Source organism: Mammaliicoccus fleurettii (assembly GCF_002018435.1).
In the GTDB taxonomy this organism is placed as follows: domain Bacteria; phylum Bacillota; class Bacilli; order Staphylococcales; family Staphylococcaceae; genus Mammaliicoccus; species Mammaliicoccus fleurettii.
Genome location: NZ_MWJM01000001.1, coordinates 62432 through 85068, shown reverse-complemented (window position 1 = coordinate 85068; position 22637 = coordinate 62432). Strand labels below are relative to the sequence as shown.

The following is a 22637-nucleotide window of genomic DNA, read 5'->3' as shown; positions in this document are numbered from 1 at the left end:
AAAAATAGCCTCTTTAAATATCTTATATTATATCAGAATTAATTGTTTTTATCAGTCTATTTCACTGCATTGTAAAATGATGATAATACATCATTTAATTCATCAATATGCACTTCTTGACTTTCTGAATTATCGCGACGTTTTACCTCAACGATTCCTTCAGCTGCTTTTTTACCAACCATAACACGTACTGGCAAGCCAATTAAATCTGCATCGTTAAATTTAACCCCAGCACTTTCTTTACGATCATCATATAACACGTCATATTGATTTTTCAATTGACTATAAAGTTGTTCTGCAAGTTCTTTTTGATCATCTTTTTTAGGATTAATTGCAATTAAATGCACTTCATAAGGTGAGATAGCTTTTGGCCAAATAATCCCTTTGTCATCATGATGTTGCTCTATAACAGCTGCTAATGTTCTTGAAATACCAACACCATAGCAACCCATAATTAAAGGTTTCGCTTTTCCTTGTTCATCTAAAAATGTAGCATTCATACTTTCAGAATATTTCGTTCCAAGTTTAAATACTTGTCCAACTTCAATACCTTCAGCAAATTTAGCTTTTCCTAAATTGTCAGGTAATGCTTCACCTTCTAAAATAAATCTAAAATCGCCATATGCTTCAATTTTAAAATCTCTGTCCACATTAGCATTTAAATAATGGAAGCCATTATCATTTGCTCCAACTGCTAAATTATTGATATCTTGAACAAAATTATCAGCATATATCTTAATTTGATCTACATTTACAGGTCCTAAACTACCAGGCTTTGCATTTAAAATATTTTCAATCTCATTATCATTAGCCATCTCGATATTTTCAGTTTTGAAATAAGATTTTAATTTAACATCATTTACTTCATGATGTCCTCTAATAAGTATCATGACATATTCATCTTCAACTTTTATGATCATAGATTTAATAATTTTATCAACTGTTACATTTAAGAAATCAGCTAAAGCTTGAGCTGTTGTAACATTTGGCGTTTCAATCTTTTCTAAATCTTTCAAAGAAGTATGTTCATGATTTGGAGTATATGCCACTTCTGCTTTTTCAATATTTGCAGCAAAATCACTCGTTTCACTATAAACTATTGTATCTTCACCAATTTCTGCTAGCGCCATAAATTCATGTGTATGGTCTCCACCAATAGCACCTGAGTCTGCTAATACAGGTCTAAAGTTCAAACCAACTCTTGTGAAAATTTTATGATAAGCGTTATACATATCATGATATGTCTCATCTAAAGAAGATTCATCAGCATGGAAAGAATACGCATCTTTCATAATAAATTCACGGCCACGTAATAGTCCGAATCTTGGACGCTGCTCATCTCTAAATTTAGTTTGTATTTGGAATAATGTTATTGGTAATCGTTTGTATGATTTTAATTCATCTCGTACAAGTGAAGTCACAACTTCTTCATGAGTAGGACCAAGACTAAAATCACGTTTGTTACGATCTTGTAGTCTCATTAGTTCAGGACCATAAGCGTCCCATCTACCTGATTCTTTCCATAATTCTGCTTGTTGTAATACAGGCATTAATACTTCAACACCATCAATGACTTCCATTTCTTCACGAACGATTTGTTCAATTTTATTAAGTACACGCTTAGCTGTTGGTAAATAACTATAAATACCACGCGCATTTTGTTTAATCATACCTGACTTTAATAAAAGTTTATGACTAATAGATTCCGCTTCTGCAGGAACTTCTCTTAATGTTGGTATAAATATTTTAGACTGTTTCATAAGTTTCCTCCTATAAATTACATGAAGTAACGTTGAATATCATTCCATGTAACCATAATCATTACAAATATTAAAAATACAGCACCAATTGAAAGCATAACCATTTCTGCTTTCTTATTAATTGGTCTTCTAAATATCATTTCATAAATTACAAATAATAGTCTACCACCATCTAAAGCTGGAATTGGTAATAAATTCATAATACCTAAATTCACACTTAACAATGCAGTGAAGCCCATTAATGTTTCAAAACCTTGTTTCACCACTGTATCAACATTACTATATATACCAACTGGACCATTTAACATATCAAACGAGAAACCACCCGTAAAGATGCTGCCAATTAAACTTAGTACAGCTTGGAAGATTACTTGACCAGCTACGATAGTCTTTTCAATTCCAGCTAATAATGGTCCAAATACTGTATGTTCTGTCGGTTGTGCTACACCAATAATGTATCTTGTTTCATATTTACCTTTACTTACTTCTTGTGTATCTTTCTTAGCCGCAACTTTGAAAGTCTTTTCTTTTCCATCTCGATCCACTTTTATTTCGACGGGTTCTGTTTTCTTCTCTTTAAAAATAGGCTGTATATCAGTGAATTCATTTATTTTTTTACCATCAACTGATTTAATTTCATCGCCTTTTTTAATACCTGCTGTTTGTGCTGGAGCACCATCTTGTAAATCTCCAAATACTGGATCATTTGTTGGTACGCCGTTCCAATAAGCTAGTCCTACGAATATTACAAGTGCAAGAATAAAGTTAAACAGAGGCCCTGCAAATAAAGTAAGAAATCTTTGATAAGGCTTTTTAGACATTAATTGTCTATCCTTTGGTGCGATTTGAATTAAGTCTCCACCTTGAACAAAATAAGCCTCTCTCGCTAATTTGAAATGGTGTCTTTCATCATCACTGGCAGTAATGCCTTCGATGTAGATTTCATCTTCAAAATCACTATCTTTAATTTCTAAATGCTCAATTTGTTGAAATTTATGTTGATCATCCATAATTACATGTGTTATTTCATTATGGTCATTCAATTTAATTGCTATATGCATACCAGGTGTTAAAGGGTTTTGTTCTAAACCATCGCCTGCCATTCTGACATATCCACCAACTGGCAGTAATCTAATTGTATAAAGTGTTTCATTTTTCTTATATGAGTAAATTTTCGGCCCCATACCTATAGCAAATTCCGGACACATAATACCAGCTCTTTTTGCAAAAAACATGTGTCCATACTCATGTACAGTAACTAAAAGACCAAAGACAAAGATAAATGCTAAAATTGTATAAATCACGCTTACACCCCGTAATCCTTAGATTTATAAGCTGCATCAATTTTTAAAATTGTTTCTAAATCTGGATGCTCTATAACTTCATGTTCTTTCATTGCTTCCTCAATCATATCTTCAATTTTTAAAAATGATATTTCATTATTCAAAAATTTGTGAACCGCCACTTCATTTACAGCATTTAATACAACAGGCATCGTGCCCCCTATTTTAATAGCTTCATAAGCAAAGTGTATACATTTAAATCGATTAAAATCCATTTCCTTAAAGTTCAATTGTCCTATTTGAGCTAAATTGAGTCTTTCAGCATCTCTAAATGCTCGTTTTGGGTATGTAAATGCATACTGTATAGGTGTTCTCATATCTGGAGTACCTAACTGTGCAATTACACTTGTGTCGTTAAATTCAACCATAGAATGAATAATACTCTCTTTATGTAAAACCGTTTCAATTTGATCAATATTCAAATCAAATAACCATTTAGCTTCAATCACTTCTAATCCTTTATTCATCATAGTTGCAGAATCAATCGTAATTTTTTGACCCATTGACCAATTAGGGTGATTTAAAGCATCTTCAAGTGTTACATTTTTCAAATCTGCTCGTTTTAAGTCTCTAAATGAACCTCCACTAGCAGTGATAATTAACTTGTTTATATCTTTTTGGTGTTCACCATTTAAACATTGAAAAATTGCTGAGTGCTCAGAATCTACGGGCAATATCTTTACATTTTTTTCTTTAGCTTTTTCCATTACAAGCTCACCAGCGACTACTAATGTTTCTTTATTAGCTAAAGCAATATCTTTACCTGCATCAATTGCAGCCATAGTAGGTCGTAATCCAATACTTCCTAATATAGAATTCAATAGCAAATCAGCGTTAGAATATGTCGCAACAGCTAATAATCCCTCTTCGCCATGTACGAGATCTACATCTAGATGTTTAAGTTTATCCATGTCTTCTTCATGTTGTACAGATACGAGCTCTGGATGAAATTCTTCTATTATATTTTGAGCATATGCAATATTTTTCCCTACTGATAATGCCACTAAATTAAACTGTGAGTTGTGTTCTCTTATAACATCTAATGCTTGTTGTCCCACTGACCCACTTGCTCCTAAAATAGCAATATTCTTCATAGATTTCACCCCAATTTACAATTGAAATAAGAAAAGATTTAACAATGGTAACACAAAGATAAAACTATCAAACCTGTCTAGTATACCACCGTGTCCTGGCATTATATTCCCTGAATCTTTAACACCAAAATGTCTTTTTAATCCTGATTCTACAAGGTCACCTAATTGACCAAACATACTTAATAGCATTGTTAATGGAATTAATAACCATAATGATACATCCATATTAAATGATTGTCCAAAAATAACCGCTACTATTAAGCTCGAGAAAATACCACCAATAAAACCTTCTATCGTCTTATTAGGACTAATTAATGGCCATAATTTATGCTTACCAAATAATCTACCAAATATATATGCACCAGTATCAGTTAACCACACTAATAGTAATGCAAATAAGATAAATTGTAAGCCATGTTCTCTCGTTTCATAAAAATACATAAAACCTATACCAATATATGTAACTGACATAACGCAAAAAGATGCATCCATGAAGTTAAATCTATTTTTAGACATGACTGTATAACTCAACATTAAGAAACTCATAATGATTAATAATTGTAACTGTATACGTATATCGTTATTAATCAGTTCTTGAGGTAATAAAATAATGCATAGTGAAATAACAGACAAAAAACCTGGTATAGAAACAATCGATAAATTATTCATATTTAAAATTTCTTTTAATGCAATAATCGCAAGTAGATACGCTAATGCGATGACAGGTAATCCCCCATATATTACGATTGGAAGAAATACAGCCATTGCAACGATTGCAGATATTGTTCTCGTCTTCATTTTTATCTCCTTTACAGCCCACCAAATCTACGTTGTCTCGACTGATAAATTTTCAAACAGTCTATTAAAGATTGTTCATCAAAATCTGGCCACAATGTTTTAGTAAAGATAAATTCACTATATGATGATTGCCAAATTAAGAAATTACTCAATCTTTCTTCTCCTGAAGTACGTATAAGCAATTCAGGATCTGGTATATCAGAAGTAAATAAATGTTTTTTCAAATTATCTTCACATACTTCATCAATAGATAAATGACCCTGTTCGACTTCATGATAAAGTTCTTTAACTGCATTTAGAATTTCAGCTCTACCACCATAATTCAATGCAAATACAAGATTTAATCCTGTATTATCTTTAGTTTTTTCGATAGCTTCTTCAATAGCATTTTTAGTATGCTTCGGCAAAGCCTCTGTAAAACCAATTGTCGTAACTTTAACATTTTTCTCGATGAGTTCAGGCAAGAACGTTTTAAGGAAATCAACAGGAAGTTTCATTAAATATTTCACTTCATCTTTTGGTCTTGACCAATTTTCCGTAGAAAAAGCGTATAGAGTCAAATATTTCACACCTAAATCATTTGCTTTACGTGTGATTTTTTTAACTGTTTGCATACCCTCATAGTGCCCTTTAACTCGAGGCATTTTTCTATTCTTAGCCCATCTACCGTTACCATCCATAATTATTGCTATATGTTCAGGGACTGTTAATTCAATGTCTTGATTATTTATTTGTTGTTTTTGCTTTATAAACTTTTTTATCATAGCGTCCTCCATCAAACAAACGCGAATTTATATGTATAATTAATTAAACATATCGTAATACATTTTATCACAAAAAGAACGGTTCTGTGTACATAAAGAAAAAAACCGTACCAAAGTATGATTTGGTACAGTTCTTATCTTTAAACTTCCAAAATGTCATTTTCTTTTTGTGCAGTTAAATCATCTATCTGTTTGATGAAATCGTTCGTAATATCTTGAACTTCATCTGTTTGACTTCTTAAGTCATCTTCAGTAATATCGCCATTCTTTTCTTGTTTCTTCAAATCTTCATTTGAGTCACGACGAACGTTACGAATTGCTACTTTAGCACTTTCTGCTTCTTTTTTAGCTTCTTTCACTAATTCTTTTCTACGTTCTTCTGTTAATGCTGGTACTGAAATTCTAATGATTGTACCATCACTTGTTGGATTAACACCAAGATTTGCTGCATTAATCGCTTTAAGAACATCTTCAACTGAAGATTTATCGTAAGGTTGCACGACAAGTAAACGAGCTTCTGGTACTGAAATACCAGCTAATTGTTGAATTGGTGTTGGTACACCATAATACTCAACATTAACTCTTTCTAAAAGATTCGCATTTGCATGACCAGTTCTTATTGAAGCTAAATCTCTACTAAAACTTTCAATTGTTTTTGTCATTTTTGACTTTGTTTCTTGAATAACATCTGCCATGGAATTACACCTCATGTTTATTTTGTAATAATCGTACCGATTTCTTCACCTTGAACAGCACGTTTAATATTTCCTTCTTCCATAATTGAGAATACAACAAGTGGGATATCATTGTCCATACAGAACGATGAAGCTGTTGAATCCATTACTTGTAATCCTTCTTGTAACATTTGAATATATGTTAATCTTTCATATTTTTCTGCATTAGGATCTACTTTCGGGTCAGCAGAATAAACGCCATCTACGTTATTTTTACCCATTAAGATAACATCAGCTTCTACTTCAGCTGCTCTTAAAGCTGCAGTTGTATCTGTAGAGAAATATGGATTACCAATTCCTGCTGCAAATATAACCACTCTATTTTTCTCTAAGTGACGAATTGCGCGTCTTCTAATATATGGTTCTGCAACTTGTTTCATTTCAATTGAAGTTAATACACGAGTATCACATTCTAATTGTTCTAAACTATCTTGTAATGCTAAAGCATTCATTACTGTGGCTAACATGCCCATATAATCTGCAGTACCACGATCCATACCTAAATCGCTTCCTGTTTTACCTCTCCAAATGTTTCCGCCACCAACGATAACTGCAACTTCACAGTCCATTTGAGCAACTTCCGACACTTGTTGTGCTATACTTTTTATCACTACTGGGTTGATACCAAAGCCTGAATCACCGGCTAAAGCTTCTCCGCTTAGTTTTAGAACGACGCGATTATATTTAGAATTCTTAGTCATCTTGATCCCTCTCTATGCTTATAATTAGGTCTTTATATATAACGAAAGAAGACACAAGACGTGTCTTCTTTCTAAAAAGCAAACTTAGTTGCCTTTCATTTGTCCTTTTACTTCATCAGCAAAGTTATCAGAACGTTTCTCGATACCTTCCCCAACTTCGTAACGAACGAAATCTACAAGCACGCCACCTTCTGTTTTTAAGAATTCAGCAACAGTTTGGTCTGGATTTTTAACGAATGCTTGGTCTACAGCACAGATTTCTTCTAAATATTTACGCATTCTACCTTCAACCATTTTTTCAACGATATTTTCAGGTTTACCTTCATTTAAAGCTTGTTGTTTAAGAATTTCTTTTTCGTGAGCTAATTCTTCTTCTGAAACTTGGTCACGAGAAACAAATTTAGGATTTAATGCAGCAATGTGCATAGCAACGTCTTTAGCTGCATCAGCATTAGTTGAACCTTCAACAACAGTTAACACACCGATACGTCCAGCCATGTGTAAGTACTCACCGAATGAATCGTTGTCAGTTTTAGTTTTTAAAGTGAATCTACGTAATGTTAATTTTTCACCAATAGTAGAAATTGCTTCGTTCATTCTTTCGTCAACAGTTTGTCCATTTGCTAATTTAGAAGCATTTAATTCTTCAACATCAGCTGGTTTAACTTCAAGAATATGATCTGCCATTTCTTTAACTAAGTTTTGGAAACCTTCGTTACGAGCAACGAAATCTGTTTCTGCGTTTAATTCAAGAATTACAGCATCGTTACCTTTAGAAGCAACATAAGTTGTACCTTCAGCAGCAATACGGTCTGCTTTTTTAGCAGCTTTAGCAATACCTTTTTCACGTAAGTAATCTACCGCTTTGTCGATGTCACCATCAGTTTCTGTTAAAGCTTTTTTACAGTCCATCATACCTGCGCCAGTTTTTTCACGTAGTTCTTTGACAAGTTTAGCTGAAATAGCCATAATCTAATTCCTCCATTTATATAAGTAATAAGTTGTTTATAGTAAATCTTTCTAAAAAAAGGTGATAAGTTATAGAACCTTATCACCTTTTTGAAATTATGCTTCAGTAGTTTCAGTTGATTCTTCTTTAGGTGCTTGTTCTGTTTCTTTTAAGTCGATGTTTTGCTCTTCAGCTACATCTTCATTTGAAACGCCTTGTTGACCTTCTAAAATAGCGTCAGCCATTTTACCAGTTAACAATTTAACAGCACGAATAGCATCATCGTTTGCAGGGATAACATAATCGATTTCATCTGGATCACAGTTTGTATCAACAATACCAACGATTGGAATGTGTAATTTACGTGCTTCAGCAATCGCGTTACGCTCTTTACGAGGGTCAACTACGAATAATGCTTGAGGCATTGATTTCATATCACGAATACCGCCTAAGAATTTGATTAAACGGTTGTATTCTTTTTTAAGTTCTACAACTTCTTTTTTAGGTAGTACATCAAATGTACCGTCTTCTTCCATTTTTTCGATTTCAGAAATACGTTTTACACGTTTAGAAATTGTTTTGTAGTTAGTTAAGATACCACCTAACCATCTTTGGTTAATGTAGTAATGTCCAGCACGTTCAGCTTCTTCTTTAACTGACTCTTGTGCTTGTTTTTTAGTACCTACGAATAATACTTTACCGCCTTCTTCTGAAACAGATTTAATAAAGTTGTATGCTTCGTCAACTTTTTTAACTGTTTTTTGTAAGTCGATAATATAGATACCGTTTCTTTCTGTGAAAATATATTTTTTCATTTTTGGGTTCCAACGGCGTGTTTGGTGACCGAAGTGAACACCTGCTTCAAGCAATTGTTTCATTGAGATAACTGCCATGATAATTCCTCCTAATTGGTTTTATTCCGCCATATACACTTTTTATAGAAACAACATGATATGTTGCACCACTCTATAATTTACGTGAATATGTGTGAATTTGGCTTTTATAGCCGTTGTTAAATATATCACATCTTATACTGTTCATCAAGTATTTTATTTATTTAAACCTAATTCATCTAAGAAACGTTCTTTTTTGATTCGAATGAATGTACCTTTCATCCCTAAAGAACGTGATTCAATAACGCCAGCACTTTCTAATTTTCTTAATGCATTTACTATTACAGATCTTGTAATACCAACTCTATCAGCAACTTTTGAAGCTACTAATAAACCTTCAGGTGCACCAAGTTCTTCGAATATATGTTCAATTGCTTCTCTTTCTGAATAAGAAAGTGAATTAATTGCCATAGTAATAGCTGCTTTATCTCTTGCTTCTTGTTCAATTTCGTTATGTTTTTCTCTTAAAATTTCCATTCCGATTACAGTTGCTGCATATTCACCAAGAACAAGGTCATTGTCATTAAAGTCTTGAGAAACACGACCAACTACTAATGTTCCTAAACGTTCACCGCCACCTAAAATAGGGAAGATTGTTGTTTGGCTATCTACGAATAGTTCTTTGTTTTCTGGTGGAAATACAGTTAGAACGTTCTCAATATCAATGTTAGACATTGTTTGTTCAACATGCATTAATTGATCAGTATATTCTTTAGGTATGTGTCTGTCTTCTAACATTTTAATAATACGCTCGTTACTTAATAATTCATTTAAGCTTGAACCTAGAATTTTACCTCTTCTTGACACAATAAATACATTTGTAACTGTTACATCACTTATAGTTTTTGCCATATCTTTAAAATCTACAGCAATACCTTTATGCTTTTGTAGCAATGTATTTAATTCTCTTGTTTTTGTTAATAAACTCATTTAATTTTTTCTCCTTTTTTATAGAATAAATGCACTTAAATCTTTATTTGTTGCAATCGATTCTAATTTTTGATTAACGTATTCTGGTGTAATATCTACTACTGCATTTGGCATATTTGAAGCTTCGAAAGAAAGATCTTCTAACATTTTTTCAAGTATTGTATGCAGTCTTCTTGCGCCAATATTATCTGTTTCTTGGTTCACTTGAAAAGCAATTTCAGCTAATCTATTGATAGCTTCATCAGTAAAGTTGATTGTTACTAATTCAGTTTGTAACATCGCTTTGTACTGTTCAAGTAATGATTGTTTTGGTTCTTTTAAAATTTTAACAAAATCTTCAGTAGTCAAACTGTCTAATTCAACACGAATTGGAAATCTACCTTGTAGTTCAGGTATTAAATCACTAGGTTTAGACATATGGAATGCCCCAGCCCCGATAAACAAAATATGCTCTGTATTGATAGAACCATATTTTGTTTGTACTACGCTACCTTCTACTATAGGAAGAATATCCCTTTGAACGCCTTGTCTTGAAACATCTTGCCCACCATTATTATTACTAACTGCAATTTTGTCTATTTCATCAATAAACACCATGCCCATTTGTTCAGTTAACTGGATGGCTTCTTCATTTACTGATTCTTGATCAATTAATTCGTTAGCAATTTCATCAGTTAAAATTTTTCTTGCAGTTTTAACTGATAGTTTACGTTCTATTTTTTTCTTAGGCATCATTTGACTTAACATATCTTGCATTTGTGGATTATTTTCCATGCCCATCATGCCTAAAGATTGTTGCTCTTGTTCTACTTTGATTTTAACAATTTCTTCTTCTAATTCACCGTTAGATAATTGATTCTTTATATCTTCACGTTTCGTTTTAATTTCTTCAGTTGGTGCTTCTTCAACTTCTTCTTGTTGGTTAAAGTTTGGAAATTGGCCGCCAAATAAAGATTCAAGTGGGTTGTTACCATTACTTTGTGCTTTTTTCTTCATACTTGGTACAAGTAATTTAATTAATTTTTCATTCGCTTTCTTAGTAGCGTCATCATGTACTTCTTTTTTCTTTTCCTCTTTGACTATACGACGACCTACTTCAACTAAATCTCGAATCATACTTTCAACATCGCGTCCTACGTAACCTACTTCAGTAAATTTCGTAGCTTCGACTTTTACAAACGGTGCTCCAACTAACTTAGCCATTCTTCTAGCTATTTCAGTCTTACCTACACCAGTAGGGCCAATCATAAGAATATTTTTAGGTATAATTTCACTTCTTAGTTGATCGTCTAACAAACTACGTCTATAACGGTTTCTTAGTGCAATAGCAACTTTACGTTTTGCATCTTGTTGACCAATGATATGATCATTTAATCGATCAACAATGTCGTGCGGTGTCATTTTCAATTGATTTTGTGACAACCTTAAACCCTCCATTTATATTTCTTCTACTTTTATTTCATGATTTGTAAACACACAAATATCTGCAGCAGTATTCAATGAAGCTTCCGCTATCTCTTTAGCTGATAAATGTGGTGCATATGACTTAAGCGCTCTTCCAGCACTTAATGCATAGTTACCGCCAGAACCAATAGCGATTATACCATCATCTGGTTCGATAACTTCGCCTGTACCACTTACAACTAATAAATCTGTCTCATTCATAACGATTAACATCGCTTCAAGTTGGCGTAGCATTTTATCTCCTCGCCATTCTTGAGCAAGCTCTACAGCAGCTCTCGTCAAATTCCCACTGTATTCTTGTAATTTGACTTCGAACTTTTCAAATAATGTAAAAGCATCTGCAACACTACCAGCAAAGCCAGCGACTACTTTATCATGATACAGTCTTCTAACTTTTCTTGCAGTTTGTTTCATGATGACTTGTTCACCTAATGTAACTTGGCCATCACCTGCCATTGCAGAATGTCCATTATGTCTAATAGCAAAAATTGTTGTTGCATGTAATGATGAACTCATTATAAATTCTCCTTTACGCACGTGGATGTGCAGATAGATATACTTTTCTTAACTGATCTTTCGTTACGTGTGTATATTGACTAGTCGTCGATAAACTTTCATGTCCTAATAAACTTTGAACACTTCTCATATCAGCACCTTGATTTAATAAATGTGTCGCAAATGTATGTCTCAATTTATGAGGATGAATATGATATACCCCTTGAGTTCGCTTCACTATTTCATTTAGTGCATAGCGCACACCTCGTTCAGTAATCGCTTGACCTCTCATATTTACAATTAAATAGTCATGATCAATATTTAATTGATTTCTGAAGCTTTCAAGATAATCCGTAATAGCACTTTGACAATATTCACCAAAAGGAACAATACGTTCTTTATTTCCTTTTCCTAAAACTTTTACAAATGAATAATTTAAGTCTATATCATTTATCTTTATATGCACTAACTCCGACACACGTATGCCTGTTGCATATAGCAACTCTAAAATTACTCTATCTCTAATATTTGTTTTCTTACCATCATCTAACGTTTTAAATAGCTTTTCCATTTCTTCTTCATAGAAAAAACTTGGTAAATGATGTTCTTTTTTAGGATGTACGAGCTGAACAAATGGATTTTGTATTTCACTATCTACGCTCATCCAATATTGGTATAAAGATCTTAGTGTCGAAATTTTTCGTGATACACTTGTTCGCTTATGTCCCTTATCATATAAAAAAGCAAGGTATCTCCTTGCATCTTTATACTCAAAAGAATCTAAAGATAAATGTTCGGATTGTAAAAATGCGTTAAACTCGTTTAAATCTAGCTGATATGCATTTAAAGTATGATTAGAAAATTGCTTTTCATACGTTAGCATATCAATAAACTGCTGTTCAATTGTATGCATCATTACTTATTCCTCCCAATTTATCTGAATTGTATCACAATTATAATAAATCTTAAAATATTTACTATAGCATTACTTTAAATGAGTTTAAGTGCTTAAGAGCGCGATTAGCTAATGTCTCGTAACGTACTTTTTTATCTTTAATTCGTTTTTCTAATGAAGGTAATAATCCAAAGTTCGCATTCATAGGCTGGAAATTTTTCTTATTAGCATGTGTTATATAATACGCCATACTTCCAATAATAGTTTCTCTTGGGAATTTAATAGGCTCTAAATCAGAAACTAATTTACTCGCATTAATACCCGCAATTAATCCACTTGCTGCACTTTCTACATACCCTTCAACACCTGTCATCTGTCCTGCAAAGAATAAATCATTTCTAGAGTTTAATTGATATGTTTCTTTTAAAGCGTTTGGTGAATTAATGAATGTATTTCTGTGCATAACACCATAACGCACGATATCTACATTTTCTAATCCTGGAATTAATGAAATAACTTCTTTTTGAGCACCCCATTTTAAATGAGTTTGGAAACCTACAATATTATATAAAGTACCTGCAGCGTCATCTTGTCTCAATTGAACAACTGCATATGGTCTTTTACCAGTTTTCGGATCTTCTAAACCTACAGGCTTCATTGGACCAAATAATAAAGTTTTCTTCCCTCTTTCAGCCATCACTTCAAAAGGCATACATCCTTCAAAATAAATTTCTTTTTCAAATTCTTTTAAAGGAACAACATCTGCTTTAATTAAAGCATTATAAAATGTATCAAATTCTTCTTCTGTCATAGGACAATTTAAGTAAGCTGCATCACCTTTATCATAACGTGATTTCAAATACACTTTATCCATATTGATTGATTCTTTATCAATAATTGGTGCAGCTGCATCATAAAAATACAATTGCTCCTCACCAGTTATATCCATAATTTGCTTCGTTAAACTTTCTGTTGTTAAAGGACCAGTTGCAATTATTGTTGGACCTTCTGGTATCTCAGTAATTTCTTCGTTTTTCACAGTTATATTAGAATGATTTTTTAATGTATCTGTAATGTATCCTGCAAAATCATGTCTATCTACTGCAAGTGCCCCTCCCGCAGGAACACGAGCATTATCTGCAGCTTTGATAATAAGTGAATCAAGTTGTCTCATTTCTTCTTTTAAAACACCTACTGCATTTGTTAACTGATTACCACGTAGAGAATTCGAACATACTAGTTCAGCGAATTGATCTGTATGATGTGCAGGTGTTTGCTTAACCGGTCTCATCTCATATAAATTAACATGTATTCCCCTCTTGGCTATTTGATAAGCCGCTTCGGAACCAGCCAACCCAGCTCCTATAACGTTAATTGAAGTCATTTTATATGCCTCCTTGATTTTCCAATTTTTGCTCCACATTGAATTGTATAACAAATCTGAATTTAATCAAATGATAAAGTAATAATAATTTTTAAAATTTAGTGACGTTTTACCTTTAAATCATTAAAACAAAAAACAAGTGCAAAAAGTTATCCTTAAAAATAACTTTTTGCACTTTATATTTCTATTTTTGTTCTTGTTCTTTATAATCACAATTTGGACACACTACTTGAGCTGATTTTCCTTTTTTACGCTCAACTAATACAGTTTCACATTTAGGACATGAACGATCTAACGGTTTATCCCATGATGTGTAATCACATTCAGGATATCTAGAACAACCGAAGAATATTCTATTCTTCTTAGATTTACGTTCTACAACTTCGCCCTCTTTACATTTAGGGCACTTCACGCCGATTGTTTTAATGATTGCTTTTGTATTTCTACAATCTGGGAAGTTGGAACATGCCATAAACTTACCATATCGGCCCATTTTATAAACCATTGGAGAACCACATAATTCACAATCTTCACCAGCTGGTTCATCTTTAATTTCGATTTTTTCCATTTCTTCTTCTGCTCTAGCTACATCTATTTTGAAATTCTCATAAAACATATCTATTACTTTCTTCCACTCAATTTCACCATCAGCTACTTTATCTAGAAGTGTTTCCATATTAACAGTAAAGTCTACATCTATGATTTCAGGGAAGTACTCTTTAACAGATTCATGAACGATTTCTCCTAGTTCAGTTGGAACAAATCTTTTTTGATCGACTTTTACATAATTTCTCTTTTGTATTGTGTCAATTGTTGGTGCATAAGTCGACGGTCTACCAATTTTAAGTTCTTCTAAAGTCTTAACTAAACGTGCCTCAGTGTATCGAGGTGGTGGTTGAGTAAAGTGCTGTTTTGGATCAATTTTCTCAGCAGTTACAAGGTCACCTTTTTCTAACGGTGGTAACTTGCCTTCTTTTTCTTCATCCGTATCATCTTTAGTTTCAACATAAACTTTCATGAAACCTTTAAATTTGATAGTTTGACCATTTGCTCTGAATTTCAAATCACCTTGCGTAATATCAGCTGCAACAGTATCTGCGATTGCTGGAGCCATTTGACTAGCCATGAAACGTTCCCAAATCAATTTATACAAACGATATTGATCTCTAGATAAGAATGCTTTCATTTGATCAGGAGTACGTTCAACGCCTGTTGGTCTCACAGCTTCGTGGGCATCTTGTGCGCCTTGTTTACCTTTTGTTTCTTTTGATTTTGATAAATATTCTTTACCATATTGATTCTCAATAAATGTCGCAGCTTCTGCTTTTGCACTGTCAGCAATACGTGTAGAGTCTGTTCTCATATAAGTAATTAAACCAACTGTACCTTGGCGTTTCAAATCGATACCTTCGTATAATTGTTGTGCAAGCATCATTGTTTTTCTCGCTTTAAAATTCAATTTACGAGAAGCTTCTTGTTGTAAAGAAGAAGTGGTAAATGATTTAGCTGGATATCTCAGTTTTTCTTTTTTAGTTACTTGAGTGACTTCGAATTTATCTCCATCTAATTGAGTTGTTATTTTTTTAACATCATTTTCAGTTTTTAATTTAACTGGTTTACTTTTTTCATGTAAAAACTTCGCACTAAATGATTTTGTTTTATGTTTAAATAAACCTTCAATTGTCCAATACTCTTCAGGCTTGAAATTATTAATTTCATTTTCACGATCTATAACTAGTCTTAATGCTACAGATTGTACACGACCAGCTGATAAACCTTTTTTAACTTTTTTCCATAAAACAGGAGAAATATTATAACCAACTAATCTATCTAAAATTCGACGTGCTTGTTGAGCATCTACTAATTCATGCTCGATTTCTCTAGGATGCTTAAAACTATCTTTTACTGCATCTTTTGTAATTTCATTAAATACTACTCTTGATTTTTCATTTTTATCTATATCTAATATATGTGCTAAATGCCACGCAATCGCTTCGCCTTCACGGTCCGGGTCACTTGCAAGATAAACGTTCTTTGCTTTTTTAGCATAACGTTTTAAATCTTTGACGACTGGTCCTTTACCGCGAATAGTTATATATCTAGGTTCATAATTATTTTCAACATCAACGCCCATTTGACTACGAGGTAAATCTCTTACATGCCCCATAGATGCAACGACTTTATATTTTTTTCCTAAATATTTTTCAATGGTTTTTGCTTTTGCAGGCGATTCAACAATGACAAGATTTTCTGCCAAAGTAAGTCCCCCTTGCTTTTCTATTGATTACAAGTGTAAATGATAAACTGATAAATTCAGCTTTGTCAATTAAAACATTTTATAAAATTAGTTTTTGTTCACTAAATGTACAATAATCTTCTATAATATCTTGAGCATTTTGTACAAGCTTTGCACCTTCTTTAATTCTGTTATTACCACCCTTACTTAACGTCTGAAAAATCGTCCCCGGGCAACAATAAACATTTCGATTTTGTTCCAAAGCTAAATCGATTGTTATTAAAGATCCACTACGTTCATCAGCTTCTGTAACAAGTACACCTTGAGACAATCCACTTATAAGACGATTCCTTTCTGGAAAACGCCACTTTTGAACTTTTGTAGTCGGGTAATACTCAGATATAACAAGATGATATTTTCTCATTAATTCATTTATATATTTTGTAGCGTTTGGATAATGATAATCTAAACCAAAAGCAGCAACACCTATTGTTTGACCACCATGTTCAATTGTTTTTAAGTGCGCAAAATAATCTGCACCCATAGCCATACCAGAGACAATTGCTATTTTTGTATTTATTAGCTTTGGAATAATAGCATTACATATTTGTTCAGAATAAGTTGTAGCCTTCCTTGAACCGACTATAGCTAATTTCTTCTCATTATTCAATATTGACATATCACCGATGCCAAATAAAACTAAAGGATAATCATAAATTTCTTTCAATAGCCTTGGATAATTTTCATCATCACTAAATAATAATTTAATGTTTCTTATATGCATTGCTTTGAGAATTTTATCAATATCGCTACTCACATATTTAGTATACATTTCTAACATATTGTTATAATTTAATCTACTTTTATAAATAAAATTTGAAAACTCACTTCGATAAGCTACAAAACTTAAGGTTGAATCATATCGAAGCATTTTATGAATATGATTTGTCGTGTAACCTGCATAAATTAGTTTCAAAATCGTTTGTTGATAATTATTCATAATAGTTATGCTCCTTACAATGTTAATTTAATAATTGTTAGAAGAAGAAAGTGTTAACGAGCTTGTTTTATGAGTCTTGCACGTTAGAATTTCTAACGTGCTTGTTTACTATTTCTTGCTCGTTAGAGCTGATTTTTATAGCTTTTTTGTGTGATCCTTCACTTTTAAAACCTTAATTTGTGCCCTAACGTGCTTATTTTGTGAGTCTTGCTCGTTAGAATTTCTAACGTGCTTGTTTACTATTTCTTCCTCGTTATCAACTCTCCCTCTAACTTCTTTCTATGTTTTTAAATAATATCTCTTATATCTTTGTCCTTCACATTCTAAAAACTCATTACATATCCTCCTTACTGAATATACATTTTCTGCTTCACACCATTGAATTGCCTCTTGTAAGGTAAACCCTTCTTCCCCTTTTATAACTGCTAATTCCATTATGTTGAAATAATAAACCGTCCTTCGTTTGAAAGTATTCTTGCATTGTATGCATATCGTATACTTCTTATTTTTTTCAATTGAAATAGTATAAAGCTTTTTGCAATTTGGACATTTAATACCTTTCTTTATAAGTGAAAAATCAAGTTTAATTCTCTGTTTAAATTTATGTGAAAAAAATTGTTGTTTTTGCATGATTTGCTTAAGAATCAACTTGTCCCTAGTAATCTGTTTTGATTGAAATAATTTTGGGAATTTATGAAATTCTGATTTCAAAAGTACTTGTGAGCGTTTTGGAATTGAAGATTTTGCTGTAAATGTTGAATTTGAGAATATTAAATATTCATTTATTGGTAGATTAATATCTATTTCGAGAAGAATTTGTTGGAGATTTATTTTTCCTTTTTTTAGTTGTATAAATGGTGAGGGATAACGATTATGATGAGCACTTTGTATATATTGATTAAAAAATTCAAAGTCCCCGTAATAATGTTTTACTTCTAAAATACTAATTTGATTATTATGTACTATTAAAAAGTCAATTTGGAATGGATTCGTAGCTATAAATTCAAGATTATGTTTATAAACGATATCTCCATGAAGTTTTAAATGGTTATCAACAATACGTTCACCTTCATAACCATGTATCTTATTTATTATTTCATAGTTGCTATTATTAGCTTCAAATCTTGATTGTAAAGCATTGTAATATAAAAAATCTGAGTTAAAGTTCATCTTTCACTCCTAGTTTGTAAATATTTTACATATATTATATTATATGAATTTAATTTAGTCCATAAAAAATAAGAGGTGAGAGACAAATTAATTGTCCCTTTCCTCTCAAAATTAAAACACCAAATAAGCACAGTGTTTACTACTCGTAAAAACACTGCACTTATTCTTATAAACTAAATTATTTGATTGTTAAACATTTTTCATATAAACCGTCTTCTTTTTTAATACGGTTGATTAATGTTTCAGCAATAACAGATGGTGTATCTGCAGTATCTACGCCACAGTCATTAAGTGTTTTGATTTTTTCAGATGCAGTACCTTTACCGCCTGAAATAATCGCACCAGCATGACCCATACGTTTTCCTGGAGGTGCTGTTTGACCACCGATGAAACCAACAACAGGTTTAGTCATATTAGCTTTGATCCATTCAGCAGCTTCTTCTTCTGCTGTACCGCCAATTTCACCAATCATAACAACAGCATATGTGTCGTCATCTTCATTGAATGCTTTTAATACATCAATAAAGTCTGTACCGTTTACAGGGTCGCCACCAATACCTACTGCTGTCGTTTGACCGATACCAGCTTGAGTTAATTGATGTACTGCTTCATAAGTTAAAGTACCAGAACGTGATACTACACCTACATGACCTTTTTTGTGAATGTAGCCTGGCATAATACCAATTTTACATTCGTCAGCTGTAATAACACCTGGACAGTTTGGTCCTACTAAACGCGTTTTTTTGCCTTCTAAATATCTCTTAACTTTTATCATATCAATAACTGGAATATGTTCAGTTATACAAATCGCTAAATCTAATTCAGCGTCTGCACATTCAACAATTGCATCTGCTGCAAATGGAGCTGGAACATATATTACTGATACAGTAGCGCCAGTTTCTGCAACTGCTTCTTCTATTGTATTGAATACTGGTACGCCTTCAACTACTTGGCCACCTTTACCAGGTGTTACCCCAGCAACGATTTGAGTACCATAATCTAGCATTTGTTTCGTATGGAAAAGTGCTGTTGCACCAGTAATACCTTGAACTAATACTTTTGTATTTTTATCGATGTATACACTCACGTAACTCTCCGCCTTTCTTATCGTTCTTGAACTAATTTAACAATTTTTTGAGCACCATCAGCCATGATTGATGCAGGTTCGATTGCTAAACCAGATTCTTTTAAGATTTGTTTGCCTTGTTCTACATTAGTACCTTCTAGTCTAACAACTAAAGGCATATCTAATGAAACTTCTTTGACAGCTGCTACAATACCTTCTGCAATAACATCACATTTCATAATTCCACCGAAGATATTTACAAATATACCTTCTACTTGTGAATCACCTAAAATGATTTTGAATGCTTCAGTAACTTTTTCTTTAGTAGCGCCGCCCCCCACGTCAAGGAAGTTAGCCGGATTACCGCCGAAGTGATTAATTGTATCCATCGTAGCCATAGCTAAACCAGCTCCGTTTACCATACAACCAATATTTCCATCTAAAGCAATATATGATAAATCATATTTAGAAGCTTCGATTTCTTTCTCGTCTTCTTCTTCTAAGTCGCGCATTTCAACGATATCTTTATGTCTGAATAAAGCATTATCATCGAAGTTTACTTTTGCATCAAGTGCTAAAACTTCACCTTCACCAGTTGTAACTAATGGGTTAATTTCAACAATTGAACAGTCTTTTTCTACAAACACATTATATAAAGACATCATTAATTTAACAGCTTTATTCACTGATTCTTTAGGGATGTTAATATTAAATGCAATTCTTCTAGCTTGATAAGGCATTAATCCAGTTACAGGATCAATTACTTCTTTGAAGATTTTTTCAGGAGTTGCTGCTGCAACTTCTTCAATTTCAGTTCCGCCTTCTTCTGAAGCCATTAAAGTAATTCTATCTGTTGCTCTATCAATAACAAAACCAATGTAATATTCTTTTTGAATATCGCATCCTTCTTCAACTAAAAGACGTTTAACTTCTTTGCCTTCTGGACCTGTTTGGTGTGTAACAAGTACTTTACCTAATAATTCTTTGGCGTACTCACGAACTTCATCAATTGATTTAGCAATTTTAACTCCGCCAGCTTTACCACGGCCACCAGCATGGATTTGTGCTTTAACTACATAAACATTTGAATCTAATTCTTTTGCTTTTTCTACTGCTTCAGCAGGTGAAAAAGCCACTGAACCATTAGGTACAGCTACGCCCATAGAGCGAAAAATCTCTTTACCTTGATACTCATGGATATTCATTCTCCATCCTCCTATTACATACAATATGTTTGCTTACTTCTCAATTATAGAAAATGTAAGCGTTATTGTAAACAAGGAGAGTCTATTTTTAAGAATTGTTAGACTAATATTTCACTTTTGATTTGATTGGCTCAAAAGATTTCCTATGAATAGGCGTTATTCCGTAATTTTCAATACCTTCTAAATGAGCTTTAGTACCATAACCTTTATTTTTATCAAAATCATATCCTGGATATTCTGAATTCAACTTTACCATCAATCTATCTCGGTACTCTTTTGCAATTACACTTGCTGCAGAGATAGAAACACTATTCAGATCACCTTTAATAATTGATGTTTGGGGAATACCATTATCTAGCTTCATAGCATCTATCAATAAATGGTCTGGCTTGTAATCCAATTGGTCAATCGCTCTTTGCATAGCAACTTTAGTAGCTTCATATATGTTTAATTGATCGATTTCTTCAACTGTAGCTATTCCAATACCTACTGATAATGCTTTATTATAAATTTCTTGTTCAAAAAACACTCTTTTACTTTGTGATAATGCTTTAGAATCTGTAATACCTAAATAATGATGGCCTCGTTCTAAAATGACTGCACTTGCTACAACAGGACCAGCTAATGGACCTCGTCCTACTTCATCTATTCCACATATCAGTGCTTCTTCTTTATCAGCTAATATTTGATTCTCATATTGATTCATTTTAATATATTTCAGATTAAGATTTTCTATTTTTTCTAATTGTTTTAATCTTTTTTTAAAAGCGGTTTGAACCCCTTTTCTTTCATCTTCGTAATAAATCGAGCCTTTTATTTCATCAATTGATTCATAAAGATTAATCTCAGATGTAATATCTTTAATGCTCTTTTGTTTCATAAAGTCCATCCTTCATTTCTTCATAAATATCAAAGCAATAGTTGCCTATTTTAGCATTTCTTAAGTCTCTAATAATCAATTCTGTTACTGATTCATAATCTATTTCATTTCCTCGTTTCAACATACCTCTTCTTCTACCAATTTGATCGAATAAATCTACAACTTCATCTTCTTCATTTAATTCTATTTGATAAAATTGTTTTAGCTTTTCAGGATCATTATCAATTAAGAAGTTCAATCCATATATCGCAACTTCGTCTAAATGAACGATGCTATCTTTTATTGCACCAGTTAAACTAAGTTTTTTTCCTATCGTTTGGTCTTCAAACTTCGGCCATAAAATACCTGGTGTATCTAATAGTTCTAATTCTTTTCCAACTTTAATCCATTGTTGTTTTTTTGTTACACCTGGTGTATTTCCTGTTTTAGCAATAGATTTTTTGGCTAATTTATTAATAAGGGTTGATTTTCCAACATTAGGAATCCCTACAATCATGGCTCTAATCGCTCTTGGGCGAAGTCCTTTACTCTTTTCTCTATCAAATTTCTCTTTAGTTGCAGCTTGTGCAGCCTTCATAAGCTCACCTAAATGTTTACCATGTTTAGAATCAATTTGTACTGGATAAAATCCTTGATTCTTGAAATATTGCATCCATTTGTCTGTTTCACTTTGTTTAGACATATCTTTTTTATTGAGTATTACAACTCTCGGTTTTTGTTTAACGATATCATCAATCATTGGATTTCTAGAAGATAACGGTATTCGAGCATCTACAAGCTCAAAAACTACATCTACCATCTTTAATTGTTCAGTTACTTCTCTACGTGCTTTAGCCATATGGCCAGGGAACCATTGAATTGTCATTTATATTTATC

21 protein-coding genes are annotated in these 22637 nt (G+C 32.6%); all 21 read right to left on the bottom strand.

Features of this window, described 5'->3' with window-relative positions:
• Window positions 1–56: 56 nt before the first annotated feature.
• Window positions 57–1760, bottom strand: coding sequence for a proline--tRNA ligase (locus tag B2G86_RS00385; RefSeq protein ID WP_078356152.1), 1704 nt, complete (start codon window positions 1758–1760; stop codon window positions 57–59).
• Window positions 1761–1777: 17 nt separating this feature from the next.
• Window positions 1778–3064, bottom strand: a complete 1287-nt coding sequence (gene rseP, locus B2G86_RS00380; RefSeq protein WP_078356151.1) for an RIP metalloprotease RseP — start codon at window positions 3062–3064, stop codon at window positions 1778–1780.
• 2 nt (window positions 3065–3066) lie between these two features.
• Entirely contained in the window at window positions 3067–4197 is a 1131-nt protein-coding gene (gene dxr, locus B2G86_RS00375; RefSeq protein ID WP_078356150.1) for a 1-deoxy-D-xylulose-5-phosphate reductoisomerase, read from the bottom strand.
• 15 nt (window positions 4198–4212) lie between these two features.
• Window positions 4213–4995, bottom strand: coding sequence for a phosphatidate cytidylyltransferase (locus B2G86_RS00370; protein WP_078356149.1), 783 nt, complete (start codon window positions 4993–4995; stop codon window positions 4213–4215).
• A gap of 11 nt (window positions 4996–5006) precedes the next feature.
• Window positions 5007–5759, bottom strand: coding sequence for an isoprenyl transferase (locus B2G86_RS00365; protein WP_078356148.1), 753 nt, complete (start codon window positions 5757–5759; stop codon window positions 5007–5009).
• 140 nt (window positions 5760–5899) lie between these two features.
• A complete protein-coding gene (frr, locus tag B2G86_RS00360; protein WP_078356147.1) occupies window positions 5900–6454 on the bottom strand; it encodes a ribosome recycling factor in 555 nt (184 codons plus the stop codon).
• Window positions 6455–6471: 17 nt separating this feature from the next.
• A complete protein-coding gene (gene pyrH / locus B2G86_RS00355; protein ID WP_078356146.1) occupies window positions 6472–7194 on the bottom strand; it encodes a UMP kinase in 723 nt (240 codons plus the stop codon).
• A gap of 84 nt (window positions 7195–7278) precedes the next feature.
• On the bottom strand, window positions 7279–8166 hold the full coding sequence (gene tsf, locus B2G86_RS00350) for a translation elongation factor Ts (RefSeq protein ID WP_174221880.1): 888 nt from the start codon (window positions 8164–8166) through the stop codon (window positions 7279–7281).
• A gap of 93 nt (window positions 8167–8259) precedes the next feature.
• Window positions 8260–9036: a 30S ribosomal protein S2 gene (gene rpsB, locus B2G86_RS00345; RefSeq protein ID WP_078356144.1), complete on the bottom strand. Its 777-nt coding sequence runs from the start codon at window positions 9034–9036 to the stop codon at window positions 8260–8262.
• A gap of 156 nt (window positions 9037–9192) precedes the next feature.
• Window positions 9193–9966, bottom strand: a complete 774-nt coding sequence (gene codY / locus B2G86_RS00340) for a GTP-sensing pleiotropic transcriptional regulator CodY (protein WP_078356143.1) — start codon at window positions 9964–9966, stop codon at window positions 9193–9195.
• An 18-nt stretch (window positions 9967–9984) separates the two neighbouring features.
• Entirely contained in the window at window positions 9985–11367 is a 1383-nt protein-coding gene (hslU, locus tag B2G86_RS00335; RefSeq protein ID WP_420798267.1) for an ATP-dependent protease ATPase subunit HslU, read from the bottom strand.
• 36 nt (window positions 11368–11403) lie between these two features.
• Entirely contained in the window at window positions 11404–11946 is a 543-nt protein-coding gene (gene hslV / locus B2G86_RS00330; protein WP_037560086.1) for an ATP-dependent protease subunit HslV, read from the bottom strand.
• 13 nt (window positions 11947–11959) lie between these two features.
• Window positions 11960–12838: a tyrosine recombinase XerC gene (gene xerC / locus B2G86_RS00325; RefSeq protein ID WP_078356373.1), complete on the bottom strand. Its 879-nt coding sequence runs from the start codon at window positions 12836–12838 to the stop codon at window positions 11960–11962.
• A 64-nt stretch (window positions 12839–12902) separates the two neighbouring features.
• On the bottom strand, window positions 12903–14204 hold the full coding sequence (gene trmFO, locus B2G86_RS00320) for an FADH(2)-oxidizing methylenetetrahydrofolate--tRNA-(uracil(54)-C(5))-methyltransferase TrmFO (protein ID WP_078356141.1): 1302 nt from the start codon (window positions 14202–14204) through the stop codon (window positions 12903–12905).
• A 184-nt stretch (window positions 14205–14388) separates the two neighbouring features.
• The gene (gene topA / locus B2G86_RS00315) at window positions 14389–16461 is read right to left on the bottom strand and encodes a type I DNA topoisomerase (RefSeq protein ID WP_078356140.1); all 2073 of its coding nucleotides are present in this window, start codon (window positions 16459–16461) and stop codon (window positions 14389–14391) included.
• Between the two features lie 79 nt (window positions 16462–16540).
• Window positions 16541–17440, bottom strand: coding sequence for a DNA-processing protein DprA (dprA, locus tag B2G86_RS00310; protein ID WP_078356139.1), 900 nt, complete (start codon window positions 17438–17440; stop codon window positions 16541–16543).
• Window positions 17441–17719: 279 nt separating this feature from the next.
• The gene (locus B2G86_RS00305; protein ID WP_078356138.1) at window positions 17720–18610 is read right to left on the bottom strand and encodes a nuclease-related domain-containing protein; all 891 of its coding nucleotides are present in this window, start codon (window positions 18608–18610) and stop codon (window positions 17720–17722) included.
• A 178-nt stretch (window positions 18611–18788) separates the two neighbouring features.
• Complete coding sequence (gene sucD / locus B2G86_RS00300) at window positions 18789–19697, bottom strand: succinate--CoA ligase subunit alpha (protein WP_078356137.1); 909 nt, start codon at window positions 19695–19697, stop codon at window positions 18789–18791.
• Window positions 19698–19714: 17 nt separating this feature from the next.
• Window positions 19715–20881 (bottom strand): ADP-forming succinate--CoA ligase subunit beta, encoded by a 1167-nt coding sequence (sucC, locus tag B2G86_RS00295; protein ID WP_078356136.1) that lies wholly within the window; start codon window positions 20879–20881, stop codon window positions 19715–19717.
• Between the two features lie 103 nt (window positions 20882–20984).
• Entirely contained in the window at window positions 20985–21761 is a 777-nt protein-coding gene (locus B2G86_RS00290; RefSeq protein WP_078356135.1) for a ribonuclease HII, read from the bottom strand.
• The gene (gene ylqF / locus B2G86_RS00285; RefSeq protein WP_078356134.1) at window positions 21742–22626 is read right to left on the bottom strand and encodes a ribosome biogenesis GTPase YlqF; all 885 of its coding nucleotides are present in this window, start codon (window positions 22624–22626) and stop codon (window positions 21742–21744) included. Before ylqF ends, B2G86_RS00290 begins: the two co-directional genes overlap by 20 nt.
• Window positions 22627–22637: the final 11 nt, after the last annotated feature.